This window comes from Ktedonosporobacter rubrisoli (assembly GCF_004208415.1).
GTDB classification, from domain to species: Bacteria; Chloroflexota; Ktedonobacteria; order Ktedonobacterales; family Ktedonobacteraceae; genus Ktedonosporobacter; species Ktedonosporobacter rubrisoli.
In genome coordinates, this window is the sequence record NZ_CP035758.1 from 2,094,593 (window position 1) to 2,114,044 (window position 19,452).

Sequence of the window (19,452 nt, forward strand, 5' to 3'; positions counted from 1 at the left end):
TTGATACCTTGTGGTACAAAGGATAGAGAGAGATATGTAAAGCAAATTTTGCATGAAAGAAAGGCAAGCAATGAAAGCTATTGGCTTTTATCGTTCTCTTCCTATCGAAAATGAAGAGAGCTTGATCGATCTTGAGATAGAGAAACCCACACCGACAGGGCGCGATCTGTTAGTGCAGGTCAAAGCTGTCTCAGTTAATCCTACCGATGTCAAATCCCGCGTCGGCCTCAAACAGGCAGAGGAGACGCCGCAAATCCTTGGCCGGGATGTGGCCGGGATTGTCGCTGAGGTTGGCGCGGAATGCTCGCTCTTCCGGCCAGGGGATGAGGTCTATTATGCTGGCAGCAATGTTCGTCCCGGCGGCAATAGTGAATTTCATCTTGTGGACGAGCGCATTGTTGGGCACAAACCACAGAGCCTGGATTTCGCGCGGGCTGCCGCGCTTCCTCTTACCTCGTTGACTGCTATGGAGGGACTGTTTGAGCGTCTGGGCATCGCGCGCGATCCTGCTGTGAACCAGGGCAAGACCATCCTTATCATTGGTGCGGCTGGTGGGGTTGGCTCTGTCGCAACCCAGCTCGCCGACTTTGTTGGCTTGACCGTCATCGGAACGGCATCGCGGCAGGAAACTGTCAAGTGGGCTAAAGAGCACGGCGCAGCCCATACGATTAACCATACACAGGCCTTTGTCCCTCAATTAAAGGCCCTCGGCTTTCCCACTGTCGATTACATCTTCTGCCTTAACGATCCTGAGCGGCATTGGGACAGTATCGTTGAGGCCATTGTACCGCAGGGCAAAATCTGTTCCATTCTCCCACTCGGCCCTTCCACCAAGCTCGATACGCTCTTTTATAAAAGCGTAACGCTCGTCTGGGAACTGATGTACACCCGACCGATGTTTCAGACCCCTGACATGATCGAGCAGCACAACCTGCTTGAAGATTTGAGGCAGCTCGTGGAGGCCGGCAAGGTGAAGACGACACTGACCGAGTTACTGGAGCCGATCAATGCGGCGAATATGCGCAAAGCCCATGCGAAAGTTGAAAGTGGCAAAACAATTGGTAAGATAGTCCTGGCAAATTTCTAGCATCCTTTGGCATATTCCAGCTTTTCTCTTTGTGCTCGACGCACAGGCAAAGAACCTTTTCTGATCTCAAGCTACTGCCACGAGGCGGGTAAGATCGAGAATGGTGGGCGTAAAAGCGCAATCCGGCCGCCAGAGTTGACAGCGTACACAGTGTGCTTGCCGTGTACGCTGGGCCAGGATTTGATTACCGTCCTGAATCAGGCAGGATTGGTTCGCAATCCTATGGCTTTTTGCTGTGAGGTATTTGCGCAGGCGTTACCAGAGCCGGCTCTGCCATATCCGCTGCATATGTTGCGCGCAAGCTCTCTTCAATTGATCCGCTTTGCTGGAATTTCTTGATCAGCTCATCAGCTGGCGTTTGCTGAGACTCAAGCATCCTGTAGAGAGGCTCCAGCCAATGCTTATCAGGATCATCGCCAAGAGCGCTTGCTGCGGCCTGTAGCACTTCGTGTGTGCCGTCAGCAATGTCCTTGCTGGCAAAGCCCAGAAGAGACGAGTGCTGGTGTAAAGATGCATCGGGCGTCGTTGCCCTTCCCTGCAATGTTTTGTCGCCAGCCAGACCTTTAAGTAAAGCCAGCAGGGCAGCATAGATAGTAAAATCGGCGCAACTGTCACAGGCCTTAAATTCGATCCTTCCTACCTCAGCCGGCAGGCGAGCTATTTTGGTCAAGGAGGGATCACTATCAATCAGCTCTTCTGGCTGGCCCAGAAATACCATAACAGCCGGTCGCGGGCCTGTACGTACGAAAGTTCGTACAGATAAACCTTGCCAGAGTTTTCCCCCGTAAAAGGGTGAGCTATAGCTGAAAGGAATGATATAGGGACTATAATAGGTCAACTTGCGCCCGATATCGATAATCTCCTCGGTGCTCAGCCCCTGCAACGAAAAGTTGAGGTCGGGACCATAAGTAAGCATTGGGATCGTCGCTGTACGCTTTTCCGGTGATTGTCGTTTCCGCTGCCGTTCAAACTCGCTTAGAGGCGGATCGGGAACGAACTCGGTATAATATGGATTAAAACTGACGAGCACAGGAACAAAACCGGCGCTCAGGGCTACCCGGCTTAGTAAACGAAAGCTTGTAGTCAGCTCTTCGACTGCCCTCTGAATGCTCGCATGGAGCGTGGTGCGAATCTCAATACCCTTTGGCAAGCAGGCAGTCACGGCCCCGGTCGAGTCGTAACGCTCGAACCCTTCGATGTACCAGCGCTTTTTCTTAATGCCTGCATCGCCAATGCGCAACTGTGGATAATCTTCCTCGTACAAGGGGAGCTGGCTAATAAGAGAATCTAGATCGGCGAATGGTGTGGATGCGAAATCAACAAACTGGCCAGCTTTATTCAACAAGGCCACCTCATGCTCAATACCAAATTTAAACATGTCTCTCCTTATGGCATGTATTTAGCTCCTCAGGCTTTGCCCCTTGTCCTGATGGTTCCATCTAGGCAAACAAGGCAGTCTGCGGAGCTTGTTGTCTTAGCTTGGTATAGTCAAGACTTGCCTAACTATACCCATCTCTGTGTTGGAGTCTTTCGCGCTTTGCCGTAAGCGCAACACGCTGCGCGGTAAGCCCGTTGTGTAAAATAGCACACAATGAAGCGCCGCGGAGATGTAGAGGAGAAAAAGCGTTTGCTCCCCCTTACACTTCTAGTATAGCAATCTCGGCAAATGGCAATTCCTTCTTTACCAGTAAGCTGAGTCCTCGCTTGCCGATGGGGGAGCAAAGATAGGTTCACTACATAGTTAGCTTTATTCTGCGTTCCAGCCTCTTCAAGCTTATTTAGAATGCAGGTGCATGTACCAGCGCTTGACAATTTTTTTCATCACATGATCTATCTGCTCAAAGGTGTTTAAGGAAGTTTGTCCCAGTTGCAAGGCCGTATCGATCTGTCCCTGGGCCAGTGCTGTGCGTGCCAATCCCCACTGTGTCCAGGCTATCAATTCGCGAAAGGCGGGGGGAATGAGCTCAAGATTCTTTTGAAATGCTGCCTCAGCTTCCGCAAAGAGCTGCTGACGAAGGTACCATTCTCCCCATACAATATGAGCCAGGCCGATGTAGAAAGGCGCACCAACCTCGAATGCCAGCTCTTGTCCCTGGCGCAAACAGCTTTCTGCTTGTTCAACCTTCCCTTGCTGTAGGAGGCACACCCCTTGAATGATAAGCAGGCCGCTATGATATTCGCGAATTCCCATCTGCGTAGCCAGCTCTAACCCTTCATGCAAGAACTCGCCGGCCTGCGCAAAATCTCTGTCCCACGCCCTGGCAATACTCATAAACATGAGGAGCAGGCAGATATGTCCCCTATGGCTGATGCGGCGCATCAAAGCTAAACCTTCTTTGAGATGCGTTTCTGCCCGAGCGTGGTCTCCCTGTTTAAGCGCAATAAAGCCCTGGACAGCAAAGCTCTCACCCAGCGCTACGCGTTGACCAGTCCGGCGGGCTAATACCTCGGCTTCTTGCAGATATTGTTTTGCCTGAGTATAATCTGCTTGCTCCATCGTCACCCATCCTAGATTCACCAGCACTTGCACTTCCATATACTGGTATTTTGCCCCCCGAATTTGCTTGAGCGCTTTCTTCATGATGACCTCTGCCTGCTTAATGTTGCCGCGTTTCCACTGCATCCAGCCCAGATTTGCTAGCATAGTTGTGCTCTGGCGATGAGCTTTCCAGCGATAGGCCTGCCTCAATCCTCGCCTCAGCAAAACTTCGGCCTGGCTGAGGTCACCCTGCAGGGCCAGCACCCCGGCCAGATTAGAGCAGATAGTGCACCAGACTTTATGATAAGAGGCGCGATAGGCAACTGGCAAAGCCTTTTCAAAATATTGCTTGGCCTGCTCATAGTCTCCCAGTTCGCCAACCACCAGGCCCAGACGTGAAAGAAGCTCGGCAGTACGATGCAGATCATTTTGCTGGCGTGCCAGCTCAAGGCCTTCCTGTAACGGAGTCTGGGCCGGCTCATATTTCCCTTGCAAATAGAGATTCTCGCCAAGCGCACATAAAATGTTTATCAGGCGCGCTGGGTCTTTTCTGCTGCGCGCAATTATGCTGGCTTGCTGCAGGTGTTTCTCGGCGAAGAGATTTAAGCCTCGCTCATTCCAGAAGGCGGCTAAGGCGCAAATATAACGTATATAGGCGCTTTGGTATGTGTCGTACTTCTGGGCTAGTTCTAAAGCGATAAGGATCAGGCTATATTCCTGTTCCAGGGCGTCCTTCTCGGTCGCATAGCGCTCGACATAGCCAGCAATATACTCGACAAGCCGCTCTTCGGTCTGCGAATCCAGGGGCAAGCTGCGCGCATAGTCGGTGATGGTCTGGTGCAGTTGATAACGATCTAAATCAACTACCTCTACCAGGCCGGCATCGACAAGACGATCAAGGGTGGCTACATTTGTATCGGCGACGATGAGGGCCACTTCTTCAGAGAAGGAGCCCGGCTTGGAAGGGAAGAGAGAGAGGGCCGCCAGGGCTTTGCGCGCCGGCTGATCCAGAATCGCTACGCTCATATCGATCATCGCCCGTAGGGTTAAGGAGGTGCCGATGGGCAGGCGGGCGTCCCTGGTAAGCCCGGCCTGGGGTTGTTCCAGGCGCAAGCGCTCCTCAGCCTGCTGTAGCCGGTCTAAGGCCGCCTTAATGCGCCGATGCTGATAGCCCCGCGACTGCGTTTGTAGATAGTTTCCCATCAAGGAGAGGGCCAGGGGAAGCCCGCCTACAGCCTTAACCAGGGTGGGAATAATTTCCGGAGCCATCTCGCGCAGGGAAGGAACAATGCGATCAAGCAGTTGTACTCCCTCATCGATGTTTAATTCGGGGATCTGCACAACGTTGGTACCGGCAAAACGTACAGCCACGTCGGGAATGCGTGTTGTGAGCAAATAGGCACAGCCGGGCCCTCCAACTGTACAAGCCAGGGCATCCGCAATATTCCAGGCATCATCTATGATCAGAAGCATTCGACGCGTGCCTATCATATCGCGTAGCGCTTGCACCCAGTTATCGTAATCCCTCAGGGATGTACGTACGGTATCATCCAAACCCAGCAATTTTCCCCAATGGTTGAGGAGGGATAACAGGTCAGGTTGGGGACCCAGTGCCGCCCAGAGCACACCATCTTGAAAATGCCTCTGCACATCCGCATGAGTAGCTATCGCGCCTGCCAGCGAAGTTTTGCCCACGCCGGGCAAACCCTGTAAGGCGATCATTGTAGCTTTGCTCTCGTCACAAAGCTGCTGCTTTAGCTGCTCGACGAGCTGATCGCGGCCAATGAAGGTCGATGTGCTGAATAGGCGAAACGGAATGGCAGTATCATAGATGGGCTCTTGCACATTCGTTGATGCAGATTGCACTACCCGCTTGCCAAGCCCCAACTCTTCACTGCTTTTGCCGAAGAGCTGGCAGAGCTTCTCGCGATATCTAGGGCTGGGTCTAGCAGTACCATTTTCCCAGCGATTGACCATAAAAGCTTGAGGTGCTCCTATCTGATCAGCAACTTCTTGCTGGGTCCATCCACGCGTCTGGCGGGCCCTCCTCAAGAGCACATTTGGATGGTTCTGCTGTGTTTTTTTGAGGGCTATCATTTATATCTCTCTATCTTTATCATGAGCATGCGTCAGTTTTGCCCGCTTGCTGCCAAAAACTATTCTCCAGTTCGAATCGCTTACAGACAAGTATACATTTTACCAATAGATATATCTCAATTTTTGATATATCAAATGATATTCCTTTTTATCCCTATTGTCGAGTATCCTATAGACAGGCGCGGATATGAAATTTAGCTGATCCAGCCGGCGTAAACACTTAGCATGAGTGTCAGCCGAGCTAGATTTCATCTTCGCGCTCTCTATTTATTTAATGAAGCAGGTGCCCAGTATTTAACATAACTAGGTATTCTGTATATTATTGGCCTGGCTTTGATCTCTTAGATTATCTTAAAGCGCGAGCCGAGTTGCTCCGCCTGCATACTATGTATTGTATACTATTTTACCTTCCGGGCTTTGACGCTATGGCGCCGTCAAGCCTGTAGAGGGCCGGGCCGCCTGTGGTACTCTATTTCAAAACGTAGAGAAGTAGAGCTTCTTGCACTTTTGTAGCAGCCTGGCATCCGCATAGAAGCTGGTGAGGCACTATCTGCAGATAGGCCTCTCTTTTAGCCGCTAGGAGGAGCTTCTATAGATATATTTAAAGTTTAGGTAATTAAAATGTATTAGCGTTAATGATAAGCAATATACTTAAAATAGATTTAAGCGTATTCAGAAATACCTGGATTTGCAAAACTCATTAGAATGTAAGGGGCATGTAACTATATTAAAAAAGCAATTTGTTTATACTTCTTGTGTTAAATTGATCTGGAAGGAAAAGCAATCGCTCTATCAGCTGATAGGAAAAGTGCTAAGAATAAACCTTTTGCTGGAGTGGATCAGATTATGGACGATCTGACCCACTCCATTTTTTGTATGCCCGGCTCTACGGCGCTAGCGCACGCGACGCAGGACGAGGATCTTGCGCTGACGCAGCAGGCGTACTCCCCTGGGTGTGGTGTTGTAGCGTATATAGAGCGCCAGGGCTTCTTGATCGTTGGCTGGATCATATGGCTTATCTGGAAGCGCGTGTGGCAATAACCATGGACAGAGCATTACCCCTATCTGGCTAAGAAAGGCTGCCAGATGGTCAGCATCCCTGAAGAATTCCTCATAGAAGTACTCTTTACAACTGATAGGAAAGAAGCCGAGATCGGTATAGGCCTTTAAAAGTACTTCCTGCTCGCTAGCTGAGGGAAGGCTATAATTCCGGCGCCCAAAGATTTCTCCCAGCGGATAGCCATCGAGGTTGCTTACGATCTCCTGAATGAAAATGGCCTCTTTACGTAGGGAGCGTAGCAGGCTGGCATTTAAGCGGGGACCACGGCGGCTGAAAGCTACATTGATGCTAGCCTCTGGTATGTGCTGCAGCACGTCTGGATTTTCACAGCCTCCGTAGATTAGCGTGGTATTGGCTGGCGCGAGGCGCTCAGCTCGCAGGCGCGCCGTCTTGAGTAATTCTTCGTTGGCATCAATGCCCCAGATATGACTGACCCGAGGAGCAAGCCAGCAGAGAGCGTGGCCGGCCCCACAGCCGATATCAAGAACATAGCTGGCTGGGGTGGTATAACTGATGAGCAATCGATCCATTTCGGTGGCGGGATTTTCGCCGAAATATTCGATTGATGCAGGGGACGCAGCACTTTCATAGCTGGCAAAGGCGCCGTAGCGCCTGGCCGGCTCAATGTCAAAATCAAACATCTGTCAGTATCTCCATTGCTTGCTTATCTGTGAGAAAATTGCATGGTAAGGGATCTCTCCAAAGGTGCAATAGCAGCTTCTTTGGTAGAGAAGAAGAACCTGATCTAGGAGTAGATTCCCCTTTAGCTAAGGCGATGTGCAACTTTTGAGAAACGGGGCAGACCTGTCCGGGGGACAGGCGAATCCGCTAGATCGCGGCGTGCTCCAGCCTCTCTCCCCTCCTCAGCGCCGTAGGTGGTGGAAAAACTTGCACACGGAGTTAGCTAAGCAAGACAGTAGGAGGATATGACATACTAAAAAGCTGCTGCCTTTCATTTAGAATAAGAGTAATATTACTATTAGGGGCGCGAGAAAAGCAACACTTCCCTTCCTCTTTACCTTCAAGATCTACGACTATCTCTGCGCAGCGACCTGCGCCATGTGCATCTTGATCATGTGAGCCGACGAGAAGCGTCTTCTGTGAAGGTCTTACGCTCGTCTCAAGGCTTTGCCTGAGCACGTGCAAGTTGCAGATCAATCAGGTGAGCAGCGATTGTGGTAAGTTGAACTGCAGGAGTAGCCTCGCCGAAGAGTGAGGCAGAAGCCAGTGCTCCATTGATAATTAGGAGGAGTTGCTTCGCCAGTTGCTCAGGATCGTGTGCACCAGCCTGCTCACTTAGATGAAATAAGCGCCTTTGTAGCTCACGCTCGTGTTCGACTGCACACCGATAGGCAGGATGTTCAGCCTCAGGCACTTCCGCCATCGCATTCAAGAAAGGGCAGCCACGAAACCCTGGCTCCGTCAAGCGCTGGGTACAGGCTTCAAACCACGCCAACAACTGCTTCACTGGCTTCCCTTCATGCGCAGCGAACACCTCTTCAATCCAGTGCCAATAGCGTCGATCTTCCTCCTCAAGATACGCGGCAATTAAGTCATCTTTGGTGGGAAAATGCCGATAGAGCGTCGCCTTTCCCACGCCAGCTTGCTCCACAATCGTATCAACGCCGATGGCACGAATCCCTTCTCGATAAAACAAATCACATGCAACCTCCAATAGGTGCTGACGTGCTAACGAGGGTACTGGGTTCATAGGTTTCCTATCTTTCTTGCATGGATGCTGTGCTTCTGAACAGAACTGTTCTGTACCCCAGTGTAGCACGAGTCCTTCCTTTTCGCAAGAGTGGGAGGATAGTTTTCCCACCCTTTTGCCCATCAACCAGAGTATGTTGCCCTCTTGACACGAGACAGAACTGTATTGTATTCTCTCTGTAGAGACAGAACAGTTCTGTCTCTCTATATGAGACAAAATGAGAGTACTGCATTGTCAGGTGACGGAGCGCTTTTCCAGGCAGGAGGAGCCATCATTGCCCTTGCTCATTTGGCAAGCAACCAACCTCATTTCGGAAGTCTTCATGAAGAAACAGAAGAGGAGATATTTACCATGAACGAAGAAAAGAAGATGCAATGGCTCAAAGTATTCTTGCGGGTGTATGGTGTTTTGACGCTTCTCATCTTTGGCGGCCTCACAACAGGTTTTATCATCCAGACCCCCTTATGAACTCGGGGGAGTGCTCCACTGGCTTATCTGGGATGAGGTTACTGGTCATGTGGGGCCTATGTTGTTTGTGATCTATCTGGTGTGGGGGATCTTCTTCTTCCCAGCTGCCAACAACCCTTTAAAGTATCGATCCTTTCTTGATTCTACCATGTGGGCCAATCTGATTCACGGCTTGCTCATGGTGCCGATGGCTCTGATGGATGTATCATACATCAGCAAGTTCCTCACTGACATCCCGTTCACCCTAATTCTGGGGATTGGTATCTTTTTCCTGAGGCCGAGAATTTCTGCAGCGCAAAGCGTTGCCTAAGACGCTTAAAGCAAGGTTCAAAGGATATGGAGATCAACGTGGTCGTTAAGATTATCCAAACGACCACGTACATTAAACGAGACTATCGCCGTAGAATGGATGATCCGCACTTGCGTTAGCAGCAGCTTCATCTTTGTGAAAAAGTGAGATCGCTTATTCTTCTCCTCGTACTTTGAGGCCTTGCTTGGCTATCTTCTCACGTAGCTTGAGTAGACCTTCAATCAGGGCCTCTGGACGAGGTGGGCAGCCGGGTACATAGACATCGACCGGCAAGATTGTGTCTACGCCCTGGATCGTATAGTAGCTATCATAAAACTCGCCTCCCGAGTTAGCGCACTGGCCCATGCTGATAACCCATTTGGGATCTGGCATTTGTTCCCAGAGCAGGCGCAAACGCGGAGCCATCTTCACAGTTAGCGTGCCCGCCACGATCATCAGATCTGCCTGTCGGGGGCTGGCCCTGAAGACTTCGGAGCCGAAGCGCGCCAAATCGTAATGTCCCTGCGCCGCGGCTACCATCTCCATGCCGCAGCAGGCCAGCGCTGACATCAGCGGCCATACAGAGTGAGCCCTTGGCCAGTTGCGCGCCCAGGTAAGCATGTCGGCCAACGAGGTAAGTACTACGGGGCTCTCCTGCTGGCCTGGCATATATTCGTGTGGCCCTCTTGCCATACTCAACGGAATGACTTTATGCTTGCCCCGAGCATGAAGCGTATCTGCAGAGCCTTCTTTTGAAACCATCTTTCTCCTCCCGAAAAAGCAGAACAGCGCGGCTTCCCCTCTGCCTGACAAAACTACTTTTCCTGATCTCGGAATTTACCATGTCGAATGCACTAACGCTCGTCTTTACATACGCTTGTCGTTTGTGCTCGTTCCCTTTAACTCGCCCATCTATTGGCAAGTCTCGCTGTTCTAAAAATGACTGTGATCATAAATGACTATGGTCAGTATAGAATTTGCGCGCGGGAATGTCAAACACCTTGATCTTTCATCTCTTCCATGCTATTATTAAATATAAATTACTAAGTGAAACTTTATAAAGTTTCACTGAATAGTTTGAAGAGGAGCTCGCTTATGCGCAAGAACCAGTTGGATCTAGGGCGCTTTTCCGATCCTTCTTTGTTGATTCTCTCCAGCCTGGCAAGCGGTGCCAAACATGGTTATGCGATGATGGAAGATATCTTCCTGTTTAGCGGGACACGTTTAGAGCCGGGTACTCTCTATGGAGCAATTGCGCGATTGGAGCAGCGTGGCTTAATAGAAGCCCTTGGCGTTGAGGAGCGGCGGCGCCCCTATCGCCTGACAGCTTCTGGAGCCGCAGCCTTACGCGAACAATTGGCGACCTGGCAACGTGTCATTAAAGTGGGTTTGCAGCGCTTGCCCGCCCTATAAAGAATCGAATGGAAAAGATATGCATAGATATGTAACGTCTTCAAGGGATGATAATCTGGCCCGACTCATTCTTTTTTGCCTGCAAGGCGATGTTCAACCTGTCCAAACGCTATGCCGGGAGCTTGCCCAGGAATATGGGGTTCGTGTTACTCCCAGACATTTGATCAAGGCCCTGGCTCAGCTGCAAGGCTATGGCTGGGTTGAGAAGGATATAAATGTACATGGTCTTATGGGCTACCAACTAACAGAGCGCGGTTGGCAAGTCTTATATGAGCAGCGGAATAGTTTGCAGAAAAGCAAGGAACAGCTTGGATTGACAGAACTAGTAACTGTTTATGAGGAGAAAGAGATGCACTATCTTCGTTGGACGCATTGGATTCTTCGCTGCTATCCCTCTGCCTGGCGTGAACGCTATGGGCAAGAAATGCTAGCCTTACTAGAGCAGCATGCCATTACGCCGCTTACTTTACTGGACTTAGGCCTCGGCGCCTTGGATGCTCACTTGACAGGAGGTTATCACAGATTCAGCATCTCTTCCATCTTTTTTAAAAATATGCGTACTACGACAATAACGCTTCTTACGGCTGTAGCGCTCTTTGTCTTCGCTCTGCCCAACTGGTTCATAGTAGCTCAAGTATTTGGGAGCAAGGGGAGCCTGTCTGATCTGGTAGTGGGTGATCAGCTCCATTGGATAAACCTACTGCTCATCCTGCTAGCCCTGCTGATCAGCAATGGATATACTATTGCGCTATTGGTGAGAGAAAATATAAAGGCGTCTGGCAACAAATTGTTGCGGCCTATCCTGCTTTGCCTTATGGTGCTCCTGTCGCTTCCTTTCCTGCCGGGCGCTCCCTCAATGTTGCTGGCGAGGGCTTTCTCGCTGCCGACCTCAGGGCCTATAGATCAAATGGCAAGTGGGTTCTTACTCTCTACTTTGCTGGCCAGCGCTCTTTTTATCATCCTACAAGTAAAAGAGCAGATTGTTGCGCGGCCAATAAAGTCGCTCCTGCTGGCAAGTCTATTGGTTATAGGGCCATTTGCCGCAGGCTATATACCCTGGCAGGCTTTTCTGTATTCACCAAACCTGATGCATAGTTGGAACTGGGACATTGGCGGTTATGTAGCTCATGTGCTCCCATTTTTTGTGAATGTTGCTGCGCTGATGCTCGCTGTGCAGTGCAGAAAGAGTATGCAGCGGGCGCTACAAAAAACGCAGCTTCCAGCCTTCATGTTTTCTGTGCTTACAGCTGTGAATCTTATTGTCGCCCTGGTTAGTTATGGAAGTGGCTTATATAGGCTCTTCTCACTGCCTGTTCTACTGCCTGAGCAAGGTTTTCTGTGGCCGTTATGGGCAAGCATCGATGATTTAGGGAAAGTGTTGATGTTAGCAATTGCTGCCGTGCTTACCTTCATGGCGTTCAAGCATAGCTTGCGCATGCAACGAGCGAGCAAATCTTCTATGCCAGGGAAAATAGAGCAAGAGCTTGTCCAGCTCCAGCAATAGAGCATAAGGAGGAGGAAATGAAGCGGCTTAAACTCTCACCTGGCCTTCATTTCCTCTCTGTTGTGTTCTTGTGGCCCTACAACCAAGATTTTTGCTTTGCTTCAGCATAAGTGCTGGATGGCTAGCGCAGCGACACCATGGGCGCCAATATAGAGGCCTGCCACCATGAAATGGAGAAGGCCGCAGCTTAATTCAAATGAGCAGAGGAATTTTCGGCCAAAGCTTTATGGCTACCGACAAGGTTCCCTTTGCGATCATAGAGCTCGGCGTAAAGGGGTTGTTTGATCTTCTGCTCAGCAATCAGCAGGACGGCCCCATGCTCAATCACATCTTCAAGAATCACGCCATCTTCGGTGATTACACGGATACGCTTCACGTCATGGCCAGCATCGATAACCGTACCACTGAGGTAGAAAACGTCGGGATTGCCCTTACAGCGGCCTTCCCGCAGACTCACCCAGGCTTTACCGCCAAGAGGATAACACTGACTGACCGAGCCGCCCGAGGCTCCATCGATATGCCACGTTCCATCGCGCATCTGCCCAACTTCATAGGTCCAGAGCATCATATCGCCTGCCCTATTGATTCTATGCATCACCACATGCAGCTGCCTGCCAGGTAACGCATGCTCTTTGAGGAAACGAATTGAATCCATTACCACCTGCCCATCGACAAGTCCACCCTGAGGAGGTGCAAGCTGCCTTAGCGCATCTATCTGCTCTTGAACCTTTCCTCCCAAAAGCATGCTGCTATCGAATGCGGTATTTATTTGCATCTCGCGTAACGAAAGACAATAATCGACGATGTTGTCTATGATGATCTGCTTCGGCTGCAATTCCAATCAACCTTCTTCCTTCTGCATTGTTTCAGAATATAAGTAATGTATATTACAATCCGTTTACTATTTTCAGGGCTTCCTTGCTATACCCCTCTGTCGTACGACAAGGAGACAACTGCCTTGAGGCATAGAATGCTTGATACGTATAGATCGCCAGGAGGCGGTGCTATTCTAGCTTCTCTGTGGATGAAATTTTGCTAATATGCATGTATTGTAGCCGACGTAACTGAGCATTGCAAGGACAGGATGTCGGTCTTACATAAAATTTCTATAAAAAAAAGCCCCTCTTTATAGAGAGCTATAAAGTCCTGCTCGATCAAACGGCAATTTATATGTATAGCGCTCTGCGAAGAATCTTTTCTCTCCTTTAAGAATCTCTCCAAGGTGAATAAATCAATCTTCCAAATGCTGGTGAGTTATGCGCATTGCGGCAGGTATATCTTCTCTTTCCCAGCAGGCGCGCGGACCGGATGAGAAGAAGAAGGGAAGGCCGCACGGCTCGCAACGCTTGCGTTATCCTGACTTGTACTTTAGCCCCGTCAGCATCAGGTCCAGGCCAAAGGTGAATTGAGCGTCTGCCTCATAATTGGTCAGCGCATATGCAGCTTCCACCGTGTGAGCGGGCGTTTCGCGCGGGAGACGCTGCATGAGTTGGGTGAGGCGGGCAATCTCGGTCATGGACTCCCCTCCGGCATTCTCGGATGGTTGTGGCAGGAGTGTAGATACCTCGACCATCGCGTAGCCGATCGCGTAGGAAAATAGTGCACAGATGACCTCCGAGGCGCGCTGTCTCTCGAAACCATCCCGTTGTAGGCGCTCTCTCAGAGTGTCGGAGAGCTGAAGCATTGTCAGCGGCAAGATCTGGCGGTTCAGCAGAAGCGAGTAGGCGTGGGGATGAATATGCGCCAGAGCATACAGCGAGGTAGCGACAGAACGTAGCAGAGGCTCCCAGCCCGCCTCGTTCTCGGGCAGTTCCACTTTCTTCCACAGCAGTTCGGCCACGCCATCAAGCAGAGCCTCCTTGTTTTTGAAGTGACGGTACAGAGCCATCGGGTCTACTTTCAGCTCTTGAGCCAGCTTGCGCATGCTCAGGGAATCCAGCCCTTGCTGATCAATCAAGCGCAAGCCAACCTGCAGAATACGCTCGCGTCTGAGCGGTTGGCGCGCCATTTCCTCGCTCAGCCTCCGAGGCTCACTACTCTCTCTTCTCTCTGTCATTGTCGCTCTCGTTTCCCTCCTTCACAAGATCACTGGAGAAATCACTCTCCTCTTGACATATCTACAGTGTAGATCTACATTGTAGATATGTCTACACCGTAGACATTGGATGTTTTTGATTGTATCACATCGCTACGGAGGGCGAAAGGAGGTATAAGGATCGATGGTTCAGATAACGAGGAAAGATAGCGCGGGCAGTGCAAGGCCGTCCGATCATGAAACCGTTTCCGGAGAGGGCTCCATCCGACCACCGGCTTTCGAGTTGAAAGCATTGAACAAAGTCTATCAGCGGCGCAGAGGAGAGCAGGTGCATGCCGTTGAGAATCTTAGCTTATCCATGCCAGTTGGTCAGGTGCTCGGGCTGCTGGGACCCAATGGGGCTGGCAAGACCACAACCATCAAAATGCTCTGCGGACTGGTAACGCCAACCAGCGGGCGTGTGCTGCTTTCTGGCTACGATGTGGCACGAGAGCGAGCTAGAGCTGTGCAGCAGATTGGGGCTGTTCTGGAAGGGGCGCGAAACGTCTACTGGTCGCTCTCCGCCTGGCAGAATCTGCTCTACTTTGGGCGTCTCAAAGGACTGCGCCGTAAAGAAATTGCTCCCCGCGCCGAATTTCTGTTGCGCGCCCTCGATCTATGGGAGCAGCGTCACCAGGTTGTGAGCGGCTTTTCTCGGGGCATGCAGCAGAAAGTCGCCCTTGCCGCAGCGCTAATTACTGATCCGCCATTGCTATTACTCGACGAGCCGACATTAGGACTTGACGTGCAGACAGCACGCACCGTCAAAGAGTGGGTCGCGCAACTTGCGCATGAGCAGGGTAAGAGTATTGTGCTCACCACCCATCAGCTTGATCTGGCGCAGCAACTTTGTGATCGCGTGGCAATTATCAGCCGGGGAAAGCTTGTGATAGATCTGCCTACGCCCGCATTGCTCGCTCGCTTCCGTCAGGATCTCTATGAGATCCGCCTGGGAGGAAGCGTCGCGCCTGCTGTCTTGCCCTGGCTTGACGGCTTCTCGGTCACTTTCGACGAGGGGGTCAGCCGAATGCGGGGGCCAATCCCCGACCAGGACCGGCTCTACGACCTGCTCGCCGAATTTCGCGCGCGTGGACTGTCGCTGCTCGCCGTCGAGCCGATTGAGCCTGACCTGGAAGATGTGTTTGTGCAAATTCTGGGGAGGATTAACACAATGCCATCAAACACTTTCCTGTCTTCTCAGGAGATACCTGCGCTCAGACAGGTTAACAGAAGGGGCGGCCCGCATGTTATCTCAACAGTTCGCGCGGCGCTGAACGAGATACAGAAAAGCCTCTGGCTATTATGGAAGCATGGCCCCGTGGTTCTCACCGAGTTCGTTGCTCTGGCCGTCTTCTATCCCCTTCTGCAATTTCTTGTGGGCAATGGCACGATCGCACAAGTGCGTGTGCTTCCCACGCTACTGGCCTTCCTGGCCTACCCGCTGCTCTTCGTCATGACCTTCAAATTCGTTGGCGATTTGCGCGAAGAGATCAATAGCGGGACCTTTGAACATCTACATCTCAGCCCATTTGCGCCGGCCTTTCTGCTCGCGAGTCGGCTAGCGGTACTGGCGCTTGAAGGCATGATGATCTCTCTCATTATCGGTGTGGTAATGAGCTGGGCCTTAGGAGTGAGCATTCCGCTAAGGCTGGCTGGTGTAATGCCTGCCGCCCTGACCATCATCAATATCCTCAGCTTTGCGCTCCTGATTGGCGGCCTGGCTCTCACTCTTCCTCAGGCTGGCATCATCGTCTCGCTGCTCAACGGGCTGGTCTTTCTGCTCAACGGAACCATGATTCCTCTGGAGTGGTATCCCGCCTGGATACAAACATTTGCTCGCTTCCTGCCCACTACGCTTGGCATTCAGGTCATAGAAAAGACTGTCCTGCAACAGCAATCGCTAGCAGAGATATGGGCTGATGGCTCTCTTCTCTGGCTGCTTCTCTACACAATCGGGCTTGCACTGCTGGGCGGGCTGGTGTTCTTGCTGAACGATCGACATGTCATGAGGAAGGGTATCTCGCACTAGCGTCAAACGAATGGAGAAACCAATGGACACGAAGAGATTCGAAACTATGTCGTCCCTGAACGACTCGCTTCCGCTGCCAGGGCTGATGGCTCGAATGGGTTTACAAACACTCAAGATTGCATTGGGCAACGAGATTGCCAAAGGTCTGCTAGATCTCTGGCGGGGCAAGTTTGCTCTGCTGCTGGAAATGATCGCGTTTAGCTTCTTTTTCCTGGTGATCGCATTTGCCCAGGGTAAAGGTAGTTTCCAGCAGGCGGCGATAGTCCCGTTGCTGCTCGGCTTTGTTGGCTATCTCTTCTTTCATATGCAAACGAACCGGCTCTTCTGGGGACTGCTGGGCGAAATCCAGAGCGGCACCCTCGAACAGATGCACCTGAGCCCGCTCCCCTCCTGGCTACTGCTAGCGGGGCTGGCGGTCGCATCCATCGTAGAAGCGTTGATCACTACCATTCTGATGTATCTGCTGGTCCGTCTGGTGGTCCCTGTGACGATCCCCTTGCGGCTTTCTGCCTTGCTGCCTCTGGCCCTGCTGACCGTAGGAAGCGTGGGATATTCCCTCATCGTAGGTGGCCTGACCCTGCGCTTCAAGCGCCTGGAGATCCTCAAGGAGTTCTTGCAGGCCGTGGTGTTCCTCTTCGGGGGTGTGTTCGTTTCGCCTTCCCACATGCCCCACTGGATGGCGACTATTGCGCGCTTCCTCCCCATTACACCTGGGATCGCTGGCTTACAGCAAACGCTGCTTGGCGGCGTCTCACTCGCAATGTTGTTCAGCGATGGAAGCATCATCTAGCTGATCGGTAATGCCCTCGTCTACCTGGGACTAGGAATCATCATCTTTAGCTGGTGCGAACATTTAGCGAAACGCCGGGGCACCCTGGGTCAGTACTAAAGGAATCGTATAAAAGTAGAGATATTATGCGAACAAATAAAGAAGGAATAGATAATGGGACACAAACTTGCAACTCTCGCTGATGTTCAATTGCGCTATGCCTGGTTTAAGCGGATGCGTGCGACCCGGCCGGTCTGGTTGGATGAGCAGAGTGGAGCCTTTCATGTATTTCGCTATACTGAGGTTGAGCGCGTCATTAGCGATTTTCGCTCGTTCCCTTCGCAAGGTGTGTGTAACAGCATTTTGGGGATGGACCCACCCCAACATCGCTCCTATCGGAATCTGATCACATCCGTATTTACCCCACGCGCAGTTGAGCGCCTGCAAGGTCGCGTGGCTGAGATCACACAAACCTTTCTGGAGGCAGTGCAGCACAAAGGTGAGATAGATGTCGTCACTGAGCTAGCCTATCCTTTACCGGTGACGGTGATTGCCGAATTGTTGGGGATACCCACTCCCGATCGGGTGTTGTTCAAGCGCTGGGCTGATGGATTGCTTGGTCAGCAATTGAGCGATGCCAGACTGTTTCAGCCCGATGAGCAAGCCAGCCGGCGCCTCGGACAGTTGCATAAGCAGATGCATGACTACTTCACAGCCCTGCTGAAGGAGCGAGCACAGGTGCCACACGACGACCTGATGAGTGCTCTTCTGCAAACCTCAACCGATGGCAAGCGGCTCTCCCTGGATGAAGTGATCGAGTTCTGCAAACTGCTGCTCATCGCCGGACATGTGACAACAACCGATCTGCTCAGCCATGCGATCCGCTGCTTCGATGAGCACCCAGAAGCTTTAGAGCAGGTCCGCAAGCAGCCGGAGGCACTGCCAGGAGCCATTGAGGAAGTATTACGCTTTGCCTCGCCGTTCTGGCGTCTGACGCGCGTAACCAGGAACGAAGAGTGCCTGGCAGGCATCACCATCCCTGCTGGATCGCTGATCTTTGCCTGGCAGGCCTCGGCGAATCGGGATGCTGAGGCGTTTCCTGATCCTGAACGTTTTGACATCATGCGTACGCCGAATCGGCATCTCGCCTTTGGGCATGGCATTCACTTCTGTATTGGAGCGCCACTGGCGCGCATGGAGGTAGCAGTGGCTCTGCCACTGGTCCTAAAGCATTTGCCCAACTTGCGGGTTAAGCGTGAGAAGCCACTTGAGCTGTTTGAAGGGGAATTCGTGTTTGGCTTGAAGCATCTGCCGGTACAATTTGGTACAGAACAGATTGGAACCCTCTCTCCGAAAGTATGAAATCGTGTGCCGGCCTGGTGGCATGGTTGCCAATCTGCCCTCCAGCGGCTCGCCCATCGCTGCTTTGCTCAGACCTTTCTGGGAAAAACAACGTATATACGTTCAGAGAAAACACAGATGCCAAAAGAAAAGAGGATGAAGATGAATCCCGAAGAGCCTATTCAGCGGCACTTCAATTCTGCTGTTTGCCGACCTTTCGACACTCCTTCGACCTGGTACGAGGCTGTTTATAGAGAGGCAGGAAACGAGAGCAACAAGGTTCCCTGGGCCAGACAGACTAACCAGCCACTCCTACTGCCATGGCTTGAGCTGCGGCAGGAGCTTGCTGCTGAAAACAGGAGAACGCTGGTTGTTGGATGTGGTCTTGGGGACGATGCCGAGACGCTTGCTCATCGTCTTCCACATGTCACCGCCTTCGACATTTCTCCACGTGCTATTGCCTGGTGCCGCCAGCGTTTTCCCGCCTCCAGGGTGGCGTACCAGGTTGCTGATCTTTTAGACCTTCCAGAGGACTTTCGGCAAGCCTTCGACCTCGTGTATGAAGCACTCACGATCCAATCGCTGCCGCCCAATTTGCACGCTGGAGCCATCGCAGCTATCGCCGATTGTGTGGCACCGGGTGGTATCCTCCTGCTCATGTGCTATGGGCGCGACCCGGAGGAACCCACGGATGGGCCTCCCTGGCATCTTGCGCGCAGCGAGCTTGATCTCTTTCTCCAACACGGTCTTCAGGAAGTTTGTTTTCAGGAACATATGATAGCAGGCGTCCGGCGCTTCCTTGTGGAATACAGAAAAGCGTAGAACTAGTGATACGCGACTCACTCACTACCTCTGTGGGTTTTCAGATATTGGCGGGGCAGCTCTTGGCGATCGCTTTGGACGTCGCCGCCTCTTTGTGATTGGTCTGGGGCTGTTCGTGGCAGCCTCGCCCGCCTGCGCGCTCTCCTCCACTATCGGCTTCCTGATCGCCGCCCGCGCTCCAGGAGGGCTGTGCAGCCCTGATGCTGCCCTGGCCCTGACCTTGTTGAGTGCGGCATTCGCACCGGAGGAGCGAGGCCGAGCCCTGGGGATATACGGGAGCGTGACCTGACTGGCCCTTATTGCTGGTCC

The 19,452-nt window shown here is 51.9% G+C and carries 15 protein-coding genes; 8 read left to right on the plus strand and 7 right to left on the minus strand.

All coding sequences use genetic code 11. The features are described 5' to 3' along the window. Window positions 1–52: 52 nt before the first annotated feature. Window positions 53–1,087: a zinc-binding alcohol dehydrogenase family protein gene (locus tag EPA93_RS09650; RefSeq protein ID WP_129886874.1), complete on the plus strand. Its 1,035-nt coding sequence runs from the start codon at window positions 53–55 to the stop codon at window positions 1,085–1,087. Window positions 1,088–1,307: 220 nt separating this feature from the next. Here the strand turns inward: EPA93_RS09650 and EPA93_RS09655 are convergent, their stop codons facing one another. The 5 genes from EPA93_RS09655 to EPA93_RS09675 all read right to left on the minus strand — a co-directional run bounded on the left by EPA93_RS09655 (window position 1,308) and on the right by EPA93_RS09675 (window position 9,884). Continuing rightward, window positions 1,308–2,465 carry a glutamate--cysteine ligase gene (locus EPA93_RS09655; RefSeq protein ID WP_129886876.1) on the minus strand — a complete coding sequence of 386 codons (1,158 nt, stop codon included), beginning with the start codon at window positions 2,463–2,465 and terminating at the stop codon, window positions 1,308–1,310. Between the two features lie 396 nt (window positions 2,466–2,861). After that, on the minus strand, window positions 2,862–5,663 hold the full coding sequence (locus tag EPA93_RS09660) for a tetratricopeptide repeat protein (protein WP_129886877.1): 2,802 nt from the start codon (window positions 5,661–5,663) through the stop codon (window positions 2,862–2,864). Window positions 5,664–6,557: 894 nt separating this feature from the next. Next, window positions 6,558–7,364, minus strand: coding sequence for a class I SAM-dependent methyltransferase (locus EPA93_RS09665; RefSeq protein WP_129886879.1), 807 nt, complete (start codon window positions 7,362–7,364; stop codon window positions 6,558–6,560). A gap of 479 nt (window positions 7,365–7,843) precedes the next feature. Continuing rightward, a complete protein-coding gene (locus EPA93_RS09670) occupies window positions 7,844–8,434 on the minus strand; it encodes a TetR/AcrR family transcriptional regulator (protein ID WP_129886881.1) in 591 nt (196 codons plus the stop codon). Window positions 8,435–9,365: 931 nt separating this feature from the next. Next, window positions 9,366–9,884, minus strand: coding sequence for an NADH-quinone oxidoreductase subunit B (locus tag EPA93_RS09675; RefSeq protein WP_129894483.1), 519 nt, complete (start codon window positions 9,882–9,884; stop codon window positions 9,366–9,368). A 402-nt stretch (window positions 9,885–10,286) separates the two neighbouring features. On the opposite strand from EPA93_RS09675, the gene EPA93_RS09680 reads away from it, so the two are divergent. Both EPA93_RS09680 and EPA93_RS09685 read left to right on the plus strand, forming a co-directional pair. Continuing rightward, a complete protein-coding gene (locus tag EPA93_RS09680) occupies window positions 10,287–10,604 on the plus strand; it encodes a PadR family transcriptional regulator (RefSeq protein WP_129886883.1) in 318 nt (105 codons plus the stop codon). 19 nt (window positions 10,605–10,623) lie between these two features. Further along, window positions 10,624–12,108, plus strand: coding sequence for a hypothetical protein (locus EPA93_RS09685; RefSeq protein WP_129886885.1), 1,485 nt, complete (start codon window positions 10,624–10,626; stop codon window positions 12,106–12,108). 187 nt (window positions 12,109–12,295) lie between these two features. On the opposite strand, the gene EPA93_RS09690 is transcribed toward EPA93_RS09685, so the two are convergent. Both EPA93_RS09690 and EPA93_RS09695 read right to left on the minus strand, forming a co-directional pair. Further along, complete coding sequence (locus EPA93_RS09690; protein WP_129886887.1) at window positions 12,296–12,949, minus strand: hypothetical protein; 654 nt, start codon at window positions 12,947–12,949, stop codon at window positions 12,296–12,298. Between the two features lie 510 nt (window positions 12,950–13,459). Then, complete coding sequence (locus EPA93_RS09695; RefSeq protein WP_129886889.1) at window positions 13,460–14,164, minus strand: TetR/AcrR family transcriptional regulator; 705 nt, start codon at window positions 14,162–14,164, stop codon at window positions 13,460–13,462. A 163-nt stretch (window positions 14,165–14,327) separates the two neighbouring features. On the opposite strand from EPA93_RS09695, the gene EPA93_RS09700 reads away from it, so the two are divergent. From EPA93_RS09700 to EPA93_RS49010, 5 genes are all read left to right on the plus strand, one after another. Continuing rightward, on the plus strand, window positions 14,328–16,211 hold the full coding sequence (locus tag EPA93_RS09700) for an ABC transporter ATP-binding protein/permease (RefSeq protein ID WP_129886891.1): 1,884 nt from the start codon (window positions 14,328–14,330) through the stop codon (window positions 16,209–16,211). A 22-nt stretch (window positions 16,212–16,233) separates the two neighbouring features. Further along, a complete protein-coding gene (locus tag EPA93_RS09705; RefSeq protein WP_165422988.1) occupies window positions 16,234–17,001 on the plus strand; it encodes an ABC transporter permease in 768 nt (255 codons plus the stop codon). A gap of 153 nt (window positions 17,002–17,154) precedes the next feature. Continuing rightward, window positions 17,155–18,342, plus strand: coding sequence for a cytochrome P450 (locus EPA93_RS09710; protein ID WP_129886895.1), 1,188 nt, complete (start codon window positions 17,155–17,157; stop codon window positions 18,340–18,342). A 141-nt stretch (window positions 18,343–18,483) separates the two neighbouring features. Then, window positions 18,484–19,143, plus strand: coding sequence for a class I SAM-dependent methyltransferase (locus EPA93_RS09715; RefSeq protein ID WP_165422989.1), 660 nt, complete (start codon window positions 18,484–18,486; stop codon window positions 19,141–19,143). Then, window positions 19,121–19,432: an MFS transporter gene (locus EPA93_RS49010; RefSeq protein WP_207229492.1), complete on the plus strand. Its 312-nt coding sequence runs from the start codon at window positions 19,121–19,123 to the stop codon at window positions 19,430–19,432. The genes EPA93_RS09715 and EPA93_RS49010 overlap by 23 nt, the downstream gene beginning before the upstream one ends. Window positions 19,433–19,452 lie beyond the last annotated feature (20 nt).